Source organism: Maribacter forsetii DSM 18668 (assembly GCF_000744105.1).
Classification (GTDB): domain Bacteria; phylum Bacteroidota; class Bacteroidia; order Flavobacteriales; family Flavobacteriaceae; genus Maribacter; species Maribacter forsetii.
Genome location: NZ_JQLH01000001.1, coordinates 457,500 through 469,856, shown reverse-complemented (window position 1 = coordinate 469,856; position 12,357 = coordinate 457,500). Strand labels below are relative to the sequence as shown.

The 12,357-nt window shown below is 35.5% G+C and carries 6 protein-coding genes; 4 read left to right on the top strand and 2 right to left on the bottom strand.

The genetic code is table 11. The features are described 5' to 3' along the window. The first annotated feature begins 31 nt into the window (after window positions 1–31). Window positions 32–1,174, top strand: a complete 1,143-nt coding sequence (locus P177_RS02015) for a lycopene cyclase family protein (RefSeq protein WP_036151325.1) — start codon at window positions 32–34, stop codon at window positions 1,172–1,174. Here P177_RS02015 and P177_RS02010 read toward each other — a convergent pair. Together P177_RS02010 and P177_RS02005 are read right to left on the bottom strand one after the other, a co-directional pair. Further along, window positions 1,171–2,145, bottom strand: coding sequence for a polyprenyl synthetase family protein (locus P177_RS02010; RefSeq protein ID WP_036151323.1), 975 nt, complete (start codon window positions 2,143–2,145; stop codon window positions 1,171–1,173). The two genes, P177_RS02015 and P177_RS02010, sit on opposite strands and share 4 nt — an antisense overlap. A gap of 140 nt (window positions 2,146–2,285) precedes the next feature. After that, entirely contained in the window at window positions 2,286–3,302 is a 1,017-nt protein-coding gene (locus tag P177_RS02005; protein ID WP_036151321.1) for a GntR family transcriptional regulator, read from the bottom strand. A 547-nt stretch (window positions 3,303–3,849) separates the two neighbouring features. Between P177_RS02005 and P177_RS02000 the strand changes: the two genes are divergently transcribed. The 3 genes from P177_RS02000 (at window position 3,850) to P177_RS01990 (ending at window position 12,307) form a co-directional block, all read left to right on the top strand. After that, window positions 3,850–7,011 carry a SusC/RagA family TonB-linked outer membrane protein gene (locus P177_RS02000; protein ID WP_245232991.1) on the top strand — a complete coding sequence of 1,054 codons (3,162 nt, stop codon included), beginning with the start codon at window positions 3,850–3,852 and terminating at the stop codon, window positions 7,009–7,011. A 9-nt stretch (window positions 7,012–7,020) separates the two neighbouring features. Further along, entirely contained in the window at window positions 7,021–8,898 is a 1,878-nt protein-coding gene (locus P177_RS01995) for a RagB/SusD family nutrient uptake outer membrane protein (protein ID WP_036151317.1), read from the top strand. A 67-nt stretch (window positions 8,899–8,965) separates the two neighbouring features. Continuing rightward, the gene (locus tag P177_RS01990) at window positions 8,966–12,307 is read left to right on the top strand and encodes a VCBS repeat-containing protein (protein WP_036151312.1); all 3,342 of its coding nucleotides are present in this window, start codon (window positions 8,966–8,968) and stop codon (window positions 12,305–12,307) included. The last annotated feature ends 50 nt before the right edge of the window (window positions 12,308–12,357 follow it).

The window sequence follows — 12,357 nt, the reverse complement described above, 5'->3', positions numbered from 1 at the left end:
AATACAGCAGTCTGGGTATTGTTTAAAAAATATGAACGAATACGATTATATCATTATTGGCGCGGGTGCATCTGGTTTGCTTCTTGCAGATGCTATGCTGAACGATTCGTTTTTTGATCAAAAAAAAATACTTTTACTTGACAAAGATGCAAAAGACGTCAATGATAGAACATGGTGCTTTTGGGAAGAAGGTGACGGTCAGTTTGAAGCTATAGTCCACAAAAAATGGAATTCAATTCACTTTCAAGGAGAAGATATTATTAGAAGAACAGATATAAATCCGTACTCCTACAAAATGATAAGGAGTATTGATTTTTACGATCACTATTTAGGTAGAATAAAAGAATCATCGAACATTACCTTTATTCAAGAGGCTTTAGTAGATTTAAAAGAAACGCATTCTAAAGTTACCGTACAGACGACCAGCAATACTTATTCTGGTAAGTACATCTTTAATAGTCTTTTTGATTATAAAATGGCAACTGAGCAAAATAAATACCCCGTATTACAACAGCATTTTGTGGGTTGGGTCATTAAAATCGATAAACCGGTTTTTAATAGTAATGAAGTCACATACATGGATTTTTCCATCCCCCAAAAAGGGAATACGCGTTTTATGTATGTACTCCCCTATTCTGAAAACACTGCGTTGATAGAATACACCTTGTTTTCAGAGCAGTTATTACCAAAAAAAGAATACGACGAAGCATTAAAGAAATATATAGCAGAGCGATTTAAATGTGATGCCTATGAGATAATAGAAACAGAAGTCGGTAGCATACCCATGACTGCCTATGACTTCAAGGAACACCACACCAATAGGGTTAGCTACATAGGTACCGCAGGCGGATGGGCAAAACCTAGTACAGGGTATACTTTAATGAGTACGGCTAAGAAAATACCTAAACTGGTAGCGCTCATAAAGCAAGATAAATCACTTCAAAAGCTAAAACTAAAAGGGAAATTTTGGTTTTATGATTTGCTTTTTTTAGATGTTCTACACAATGACAATGCAAATGGACATACGATTTTTGAGTCCATTTTCAAATCTTTAAAGCCACAGATGGTATTTAAATTTCTAGATGAAAAAACCAGTTTAAAAGAAGATATCGTTTACATCAATTCCTGCCCCAAAGCTCCATTTATAAAAGCTTTATTTAGAAGGATTTTCTAAACAGTTCTGTTCATAAGGTTTTCACCGAATTCTCTAAGTAAAGTTTTCTTTTCTTCCGCTACATCCATTTCATCAAGTACTTCAAAAGCTTTTGCAGTATAATCAGAAATGGCAACTTTAGTAGCTTTATCCGCCTCGGTTTTTTCAAAAATTGAACGTACGGCTTTTACTTTAGCATCTGCTTCCTTTGGTTGAATAGAATATAAATGCTCTAGTTCTTTTGTCATCATTTCAGAACCAGAGTTAAGCGCTTTTAAGTAAAGATATGTCTTCTTATTCTCAATAATATCACCACCAACCTGTTTACCAAACGTTTCAGGATCACCAAAAACATCTAAATAATCATCTTGCAATTGAAAGGCAATACCAAGGTTTAATCCAAAATTATACATTTGTTCTTGTGCAGTTTCAGAAGCACCTGCAACAATAGCCCCCATTTTTAACGCAGCAGCCACAAGAACCGCTGTTTTATATTCGATCATTTTAAGATACTCAGGCAACATCACATCATCACGAGTTTCAAAATCCACGTCATACTGCTGACCCTCGCAAACCTCTAATGCCGTTTTACTAAAAAGCTTAGCCAAGTCACGAAACACATTGGGCTCATAATTTTCAAAAAGTTGATATGCCATAATCAGCATGGCATCACCAGACAGAATACCCGTATTTACATCCCATTTTTCATGAACGGTAGTTTGCCCTCTTCGAACAGGGGCATCATCCATAATATCATCATGAACCAAAGAAAAATTATGAAACACTTCAATTGCTACCGCAGCATCTAAAGCATTTTTAAAATCTCCCTTAAAAATTTCAGCGGTCATTAATACCAAAACAGGTCTTAAGCGCTTACCACCTAAACCAAGAATATAGGTAATGGGCTCATAAAGGTTTCTAGGTTCCTTTGTAATTTTCTTTGAGTCTAAATACGCAATAAACTCATCTCTATATTCTTCAATAGTGTGCATTACTAGCAATTTTTTTCAAAAATAGAACAAATAAGATTGAAATAAGATGCTTTTGCCACTAGATGAAACAATTCTCTTACCAATTAATCGTCTGTATTATTAGAAGCAATCACCTATACATTTAAAAGACATGAAAAATACTATAAAGAAGCTCTTTTAATTAATTTCGATGGCATGATAATCTGAGTTGTACTTTCATTTTTTATATGCCGTGCCGCCAACTTTGCCATTTCATTAAAATCAGTAGAGATGGTCGTAATACCACCAAAAACGATTTCTTTAGATACATTGTCATTTTGAGATAGAATACCGATGTCTTCTCCTATGGTTAACTTTTTACGCACCGCATCCCGTAAAATATGCCATAATATAGTATCCCCTAAAGCAAAATAAAGATTTCCCTTAGCTGCAGATCCTATAGCGTAATGATTTTTTACCTCACCGTTTACCGAGTAATCTTTTAAAAATCTTTCAAATGCATTTTTAATGGAAATAGGTGAAAAATCGTTCTCTTCATTAAAGTAAAGAACAAGTTTAGTATATTTTTTTATTTCAGGAAGCAATTGTACCAGTGACCTATAGATTACATTTTCAAATTCTTGGGAGATGTAAGAAAATGCCTTCCCTAAATTCAAGTAGCGATCTACCAGTAACAATTTTTTAGGCTCAATATGTTGCAATAACCGAGTAATCTTTTGATTTTGAATCGGGGCAATTACATACATGCCATATTTACCATTGATATTGGTCATAATGGTTTCGAAAACAGTAGAATTATTATGATGAAAAAAAACATCTATCTGAAATCGTTTACCCATTTCTTTTCTGAATGTCTTGTAAAATTCTTCTTGATAACTCTGAAAAGCGAACAGTAACAAGGCCATTCTTTTGGTAATATTCGTAGCCTGACTTATTACAAAATATCCCTTTAATTGTCGGGACTCAATTAAGCCTCTATTTTTGAGTTCTTCGTAAGCTTTAAATATGGTTTTTCTAGCGTAACCAATCTCTTCAACCATAACGTTTATAGAGGGTAATTGATCACCTACAGCTAAATTACCATCTTCAATGGTTTCAATAACCCCTTGAACCAATTGCTCATGTTTTGTAAGGTTATTATTGTGGGTTAAGTTTAAAATATTACTAATAACCGGCATAAATTATAGATAAAATTTGCAACGGTCAATATACAATTTAAAAGAAGATTTTAAAATCTAAGATTTTTAAATGCAAATAACAGCGGCATAAAAATGAAAAGGAAATTTTGAAATTAACAGTAATCAAAACAATTATTATCCTCAAAAAACAAATTAAAATAATAACGACATAATGTATTCAAAATTTGAAAATCAGTTGAAATTATCAGGAAATACAGGCATTTACGAGTTTTGAGCTTTATTCTTAATTATTCGATTTAGTTAGTAATTCGATAATATTTTAAGATCTAAATAACAAATTCAAAAAATAACATAACAAAATTTATTAAATTAACATTTATTTATATATTTGTTTGCAGTAGCATAGTGTATCATAGTCTTTTTATCTCAAAAGCTTCCTAAAGAGATTTTGATACGTGTGTCAACTTAATAACTAACAACTGTAAGAACTAACTTTATGAATTATCAAAAAAACTTTCCTAAGTTTTCCATGATTCGAAATCATGCGAGCTTAACGATGATTTTATTTTTCAGTGGGTTTCTCTTTATGAGTCTCCACGCACAGACAACCGTTTCTGGAACTGTTACATCAGCTTCAGATAACATGCCGTTACCGGGTGTATCAGTCATTGATGCAAACAACCCTACAACGGGAGTACAAGCAGATTTTGACGGTAATTTTACAATTACCGTAGATGATGGCAGTACCAGTTTAAGATTTAGCTATATTGGCTTTAAAGCAGTAGTTATTCCTGTTAACAATCAGAGTACCGTTAATGTTTCTTTAGAAGAAGACGTTGCCAACCTAGACGAAGTTGTTGTCGTTGGTTACGGAACTCAGAAAAAAGCAACCGTTACCGGTGCGGTAACCGCAGTACAAGGTCCTGTTCTTGAAAGTTCACCAGCTATAAGTGTTTCTAACTCACTGGCCGGTAGATTACCTGGGGTTGTCATTGTACAGACCAGTGGAGAGCCTGGTAACGATGAATCTAACATTAGTATTCGTGGTACTAACACCTTGGGTAACAATCAACCCTTAATTGTAATTGACGGTATTCCAGATAGAGATGGTGGTATAGGTCGTATTAATGCGGATGACATTGCCAATATTTCCGTTTTAAAAGATGCCTCTGCGGCAATTTATGGAGCTAGAGCAGCAAATGGTGCTATAATCGTTACCACAAAATCTGGTAAAGCCGGTAAAATGCAAATCAATTACAAAGCAGATTTCGGTATTACAAGACCAACAAGAACTCCAGAAATGGCAAGTGCCGTAGAGTACCAAACTATAATGAACGAATTGGCTATTTACAATAGTAATATTCCATCTTCTCAATGGGGAGCAGCAAATTCGGCTTTTCAAACATCTGGTAGCTATACTATACCAGGCAGCAGTCCTGCAGAAACTGTAAATGCAGCATTCAGTCCTGAAACTATAAATAACCATAGAACAAATGCAGATCCTTGGTTATACCCAAATACAGATTGGTTCGGTGCTACTTTTCAAGATTGGGCAGAACAGCAAAGACACAATCTTTCCATCAGTGGTGGTAGCGAAGATTTAAAATACTATGCATCTGTTGGTTATGCAGATCAAGGAGCTATCTATAAGAATTCGGCTAACAGATACCAACAGTATAATTTTAGAATCAATACCGATGCTAGAATCAACGATTATCTTTCATCCAAGTTAAGTATGGGCTACAGAAAAGAAGATAGAACCTTCCCAACAGAAGGTGCCGGTGCTATTTTTAGAATGTTAATGAGAGGTAGACCTAACGAACCAGCAATATGGCCAAATGGTTTACCAGGACCTGATATTGAAAACGGACAACAACCAGTAGTAGTTACTACCAATGCTACAGGTTATGACAAACAACCAACCGACTACTTGCAGTTTACTGGTTCTGTAGACATTACAAATCCATGGATAGAAGGTTTAAAAATGACCTTATTGGCCGGTGTAGATCAAAGTCAACTACGTAGAAAATTATGGCAAACACCTTGGACACTTTATTCTTTAGACCGTGCAAATTATATTGCTACAGGTGTTCCAGAGCTAAGCGGATCTATCCGTTCTAATTTTACGGATGCAAGATTATTACAATCATCTAACAATGTTTTAAATACGAACCTTACCGGCTTACTGAATTATGATAAAAAAATAGGTGATGATCACACTATAAATTTATTAGCCGGTGTAACCCGTGAAAATTTTCAAGGTGAATTTTTCTCAGCTTTTAGAAGAAACTATCTTTCTACAGCAGTTGACCAACTAGGAGTTGGTGGCGAAATTGCACAAGAAACCGATGGTTTTGGTTACAACAGAACACGTTTAGGTTATTATGGTCGTGCCCAGTACAACTATAAAGAAAAGTATTTAGCTGAATTTATTTGGAGGTATGATGGTTCTTATATCTTCCCAGGAAACGACCGTTTCGGATTCTTCCCAGGTTTATTACTAGGTTGGAATATTAATAATGAAGACTGGTTTAATGTAGATTCTATTAGCTACTTAAAACTTAGAGGTTCTTACGGAGAAATGGGTAATGACCAAGTTTCTTTTGACACAAATGGTGATGGCGAAATCACCGATGATGAATTACAGGAATATGCATACCAATCTATTTATGAATTTGGTCAGTATCCTATTAACGGACAAGTACAGACTACATTATTCGAAAATCTTTTGGCTAACCCTAGTTTTACTTGGGAGCGTGCTAAGAACTATAACATTGGTTTAGATGGTATTGTGCTTAATGGAAAACTAAGTTTTACTTTAGAATACTTCTTGAACAAACGTGATCAAATCCTTATTCAAAAAACAGGTTCTACACCAGGTTCTTCTGGTATTTCTACGCTTCTACCTCCTGTTAACGCAGGTAAAGTAAATAATGAAGGTTTTGAATTTGCATTAAACTATTTTGGTGGAAATGTAGATGGCTTTAAATGGGATGTTGGTGTTAACGGTGGCTATGCGCAAAACAGCGTGGAATTTCTAGATGAAATTCCCGGTGCTCCAGAATACCAATTACAAGAAGGAAAACCAATTGGATCATACTTAGTATATGAGTCTGATGGTGTTTTTATTGACCAAGCTGCTATAGACGCTGATCCATTAGATTATAGTGCAGTTAAACCAACATTAGAACCTGGTGACATGAAGTTTAAAGATGTCAATGGTGATGGTATAATTAACGATTTAGATCAAGTAAGATTAAAAAACAGCATTAACCCTAATTTCAACTTTGGTGTTACATTCAATGCATCTTACAAGAACTTTGATCTTTCTGTATTATTACAAGGTGCAACAGGCGCTAAATTGTTCATCCAAACAGAATCTGGGGATATTGGTAACTTCTTAAAATATAGTTACGATAACAGGTGGAGTCCAGATAACCCAAGTAGTGTACACCCAAGACTTGCAAGTCGTGGGGACACTTATTACACTGGTGGTGATTATGGAAACAATACCTACAATCTTTTTAGCAAAGATTACTTAAGGCTTAAAAATGTTCAATTGGCATATAACTTCCCTTCAGAAATGATTGAGCAATTTGGCTTATCTAAATTTAAAGTATATATGAGTGGTCTAAACTTGGCTACATGGGCGGCTCAAGATATATATGATCCTGAATCTACTAGTAATGATGGACAGTTTTATCCACAGCAGTCTATTATTAACACAGGCTTTAGTTTAACATTTTAAAAAAAAATCATGAAAAAAGGAAAATTAGTACTCTTAGGTATGCTAGCGCTAGCGCTAGTACCTATTTCGTGTAATGAAGATTTCTTAGAAACGCAACCATTGGATTCCATTTCAGCAGATGCTACTTGGGCAGATGGAGCGTTAGCACAAGCTTTTGTATTTAATGTCTACGGATCTCTTGGCTATGGAGGGTTTGAAGAAGAAGGCTTGGCTTCATTAACGGACGAAGCAATGTTTACACACTCCGGTAGAGGAGTAAATGTAATTACAGAAGGTTCACTTTCACCGTCAGGTACGGGAAATGTAAATATCATTCCACAATGGAACGAGTTATATTCAGCTATTCGTAAAGCGAATATAGCCATACAAGAATTACCTAACTCAACATTCGATGATCAATCATTAAAGGATAGGTTGCTTGGTGAATCTCTTTTTTTAAGAGCCTATTACTACCATCAACTTATGCGTTACTATGGTGGCGCTCCATTAATTGACACACCTTATGGTTTAGACGATGATTATACCATTGCTAGAGGCACTTATGCCGAAAACGTAACATTCGTAACCAATGATTTAGATACGGCCATCTCATTGCTAGACGGCAAAGAAGTTACTCCTGGTAGAGCTTCTATGTTAAGTGCAATGGGATTAAAATCTAGAATACTTACCTATGCGGCAAGTGATTTACGCGACGGACCTACTGCCAGCGCTAATTCATCTGTATTAGGTGGTTATTCAAATCTAGAATTAGTTGCCTATACCTCTGGGGACAGAGACGCAAGATGGAGCGCTGCCAAGACCGCTGCCAAAGCTGTATTAGATGCAACATCTGGTTACAAGTTAGATTTAACAGAGCCTGCTTCTGCAGAAGATGCTAAACAAAACTATATCTCCATTGCTATGGGAGGTGGTAGTGCTGTTGGCGATGCCGCTGCTAGATCAGAACTTATATTTGAAAGAACACACTCTCCATTATTTACTCAAGAAAGCAACTGGCCTTTAGGCGGTATTCACCAAGGGATCAACAACGGTCCAAATGGATACCACAACTGGGCAGGAAACACACCTATTCAACAATTGGTAGATGACTATCAAATGATGGACGGCTCTGATTTTGATTGGAGCAATCCTGAACATGCTGCTGCCCCTTATGAAAATAGAGACCCAAGGCTGGCTGCCACCATTCTTTATGATGGGGCCGATTGGAAACCAAGACCAGACGATGTGGCTGCTATTGACCCTTACGATGAAATACAAACGGGAACATATGCAAATGGTAGCGGTGGTATTATTGCAGGTGTGGATATGAGAGACTCGCCAATTGAAAACTGGAACGGAAGTAGAACAGGTTATTATGTTCGTAAATTTATAGATTCAGACCCATCATTGGTAGATAATCAATCTAGTGCACAAGTAGTACCATGGCCATTTATTAGATATACCGAAATCGTATTAAACTACGTAGAAGCTTCTATCGCCTTAGGTGATGAAGGTGAAGCTAGAAACTGGTTGAACAAAATTCGATTTAGAGCAGGTATGCCAGCACTAGAATCTTCTGGCACTGAACTTTTAGAAGATTACATCAATGAAAGAAGAGTTGAATTAGCTTATGAAGAGCATAGATACCATGATGCAAGAAGATGGATGATTGCAGATCAAACACTTGGCAGAGGTATTAAAGTAATGAAAGTTAGTGCAACGCTAAAGGCGGGCGCTACTCCAAGATCTCCATATCAATATGACCCAACAGTGTATGATTACACCTATACAGTTGTTGATAATAATGATAATGAAACCAGAACGTGGGATGACAAAATGTATTTCATGCCTATTAGTAGAGATGAAATCAACAGAAATAACCTATTGATTCAAAATCCAGGTTATTAGTTTAGTTTAAATTGAGTTAAATTAAAGATCTATTCCTTTTTGGAATAGATCTTTTACTTTTAAACAAATGACAAAAAATCCAATCTTCTTTATTCTCATTGTATTCCTACTACAACAAAGCTGTACTGAGAAACCAAAAAAGGACAAAGCACCTACTACAATTAACACGATTGAGGAGCCTTCTCTTTTTACTCTTTTATCTGAAAATAAAACAAACATAGCTTTTCAAAATACTTTAAAAGAGGGATTAAATGCCAACGTATTGGTTTACGAATACTTATATAATGGTGGCGGAGTAGCAACAGGAGATTTCAATAATGACGGATTACAAGATTTATACTTCACTTCTAATATGGGTGAAAATAAATTCTATTTAAATGAAGGTGATTTTACTTTTAAAGATATAACAGCAATTTCTAAAGTCGCCGGTAGACCAGGACCATGGAAAACTGGTATTACTTCCGCAGATGTAAACGGCGATGGCAAACTAGATTTATATCTATGCTATTCAGGAGCATTACCAGATGTAAAACGTAAAAATCAACTATTTATAAATCAGGGTAATGACACCAACAACATTCCTATTTTTAAAGAACAAGCCGAAGAATATGGCTTAGCAAGTGCCGCATTTAGTAACCAAGGGTATTTTTTTGATTATGATAAAGATGGCGATTTAGACATGCTTCTACTAAATCATAATCCAAAATCATTACCTGTTTTAAATGAAGTAAGCACAAAAGAATTTTTAAAAAAAGACGACCCTTTGCAAGGTACTCGTCTCTTTGAGCAAAAGAATAACACCTTTATTGATGTAACTGAAAAAGCAGGTATCAGTGGTTCTGCACTCACCTATGGTTTAGGTATTGGCATTAGTGATATTAATAATGATGGGTGGCAAGATTTCTATATTTCTAATGACTATACGGTCCCAGATTATTTATATATCAATAATAAAAATGGCACATTCACAGACCAACTTGGCAGCCAAATGGGGCATACAAGCCACTTCTCTATGGGCAACAATGTAGCCGATATTAATAATGATGGGCTACAAGATATCTTCACCTTAGACATGTTACCAAAAGATAACAAACGCCAAAAACTATTATTATCTCCTGATAATTATGAAAAGTTCGATTTAAATATAAGAAGCGGTTTTCACCATCAGTACATGCGCAACATGCTACAATTAAATAATGGTGATAATACTTTCAGTGAAATTGGTCAATTATCAGGTATATCAAATACAGATTGGAGCTGGGCTCCCCTATTTGCGGATTTTGATAATGACGGATTTAAAGATCTATTTATTTCTAACGGATATTTCAGGGATTACACCAATTTAGACTTCATAAACTATATGGATAGTTACGTACAGTCTAAAGGAAGGTTGCAACGCCAAGATGTTTTGGAATTGATAAAAGAAATGCCCGCCTCAAACCTTACCAACTTCTACTACAGTAATAAAGACGGCATAAATTTCACTGATAATACAACCCAAGCAGGTATTGACCATCCAGCAAATAGTAATGGATCCATTTATGTTGATCTAGATAATGATGGTGATTTGGACTTAGTGGTCAACAATATCAATAAACCAGCATTTATTTACAGAAATGATACTGGAAAAGATACAAGCAACCAAATCAATATTCAGCTAAAAGGAGCTAACAAAAACACACAAGGCATAGGATCAAAAGTAAGTGTTTTTAGTAATGGAAAAATGCAAGTAGTGGAGCAAATGCCAACGCAAGGTTATCTCTCTACGGTTTCATCTATTTTACATTTTGGACTTGATGACATCAACACCATAGATTCATTGGTAGTACTTTGGAATTCTGGTAAAACTGAAACTTTAAGAGATGTACCCTCCAATCAGTTAATAGTGTTAGAGGAAAGCAATGCTAAAAAAACAGCCCTGTTGAAAGACAAACCAGAGGTACTGTTCTCTAAAGATGAAAGTGTTATTGATTTTCTACATCGATCATCTCAAGTAAATGACTTTAAAAGGCAATCCCTTTTACTTAAACAATTATCGCATGACGGTCCGCCAATAGCTAAGGGCGATATTAATAATGACGGACTAGAAGATATAATCATTGGTGGTGGAATTGGTCAAGCTACATCGGTCTTTATTCAAAATGCATCTAAAGGATTCCATCAAAAATCAAACACAGACTTCGAACTGGACCAACAATATTTTGATACTGACATTGCACTGCTTGATGCCAACAATGACGGTAATTTGGATATTTATATTGCTAGTGGCGGCTATCATAACCTTGCCGCTAACGACCCCTTGTTACAAGACCGATTATATCTAGGTAATGGAAAAGGAGATTTCAAAAAATATGATACTGCTCTACCAAAAATGCTGATGAGCACAGGTTCGATAACTTTTTCTGATATAAATAACGATACGTTTTTAGATGTTTTTGTAGGCGGATATACTAACCCAGGGCGTTTTCCAGAAATTCCACAAAGCTATATTCTTATGAATGATGGTAAAGGTAATTTCGTGGATTATACCGATAAGGTGCAAACCTCCTTAAAATATCCTGGGATGGTTACAGATGCAGTTTGGGTAGATATAGACGGTGATCAACAAGAGGATCTTATTGTGGTTGGCGAATGGATGCCTATGAGTATCTACCTGAATAAAAATGGAAAATTAACCAATGCCACAGATCAATTTTTAAATGAACCATTATCAGGATTATGGACCAGTCTTCAGGTAGCTGATCTGAATAATGACAATAAGCCGGATATTATAGCAGGTAACATAGGTACAAATACTCAGTTTAAATTAGGTAACGACACCCCTGCAGAATTGTACTATTCAGATTTTGACCATAACGGTTCTATAGACCCAATTTTAAATTTTTATATGGATGGCGTTAGCTACCCGTACGTCACCAGAGATGAACTTTTAGGTCAACTTTCAGGTAAGCGGCAACAGTTTAATAGTTATGAAAAGTATGCTAGTGCAACGATAAATGACATATTCAGTAAAGATGATTTAGAAAAGGCTGAAAAATTAACCGCAAACCGCCAAGAAACCACTATACTGTTGAGTACAACAAGTAAAAAGTATAAAAATGTTCCGTTACCGATACAAGCTCAATATGCACCGGTTTCCGAGATTATAACATCAGACTTTAATAATGATGGAAAGGAAGATATATTACTATTGGGCAACAATGACTTTTATAAATTAAGAATTGGAAAGTTTGATGCCAATTATGGAACGGTATTACTAGGAGTCGGAGATGGAAACTTCAATTATTTACCGCAAACCAAATCCGGCTTATCCATTAAAGGAAGTAACACCCATGCCTTATTAATAAATGACAAACTTATTCTTACTAGTTACGGTACAACAACCGAAACCTATAAACTTTTAAAATAGCTTTTAATTAAACCATGACCATTATTAAAAAACCAATATATTTCACAATC

Excerpts from the sequence above, each read along its gene's own strand:
- P177_RS02015 (WP_036151325.1), top strand. The coding sequence starts at position 32 with ATGAACGAATACGATTATATCATTATTGGCGCGGGTGCATCTGGTTTG.
- P177_RS02010 (WP_036151323.1), bottom strand. The coding sequence starts at position 2,145 with ATGCACACTATTGAAGAATATAGAGATGAGTTTATTGCGTATTTAGAC.
- P177_RS02005 (WP_036151321.1), bottom strand. The coding sequence starts at position 3,302 with ATGCCGGTTATTAGTAATATTTTAAACTTAACCCACAATAATAACCTT.
- P177_RS02000 (WP_245232991.1), top strand. The coding sequence starts at position 3,850 with ATGAGTCTCCACGCACAGACAACCGTTTCTGGAACTGTTACATCAGCT.
- P177_RS01995 (WP_036151317.1), top strand. The coding sequence starts at position 7,021 with ATGAAAAAAGGAAAATTAGTACTCTTAGGTATGCTAGCGCTAGCGCTA.
- P177_RS01990 (WP_036151312.1), top strand. The coding sequence starts at position 8,966 with ATGACAAAAAATCCAATCTTCTTTATTCTCATTGTATTCCTACTACAA.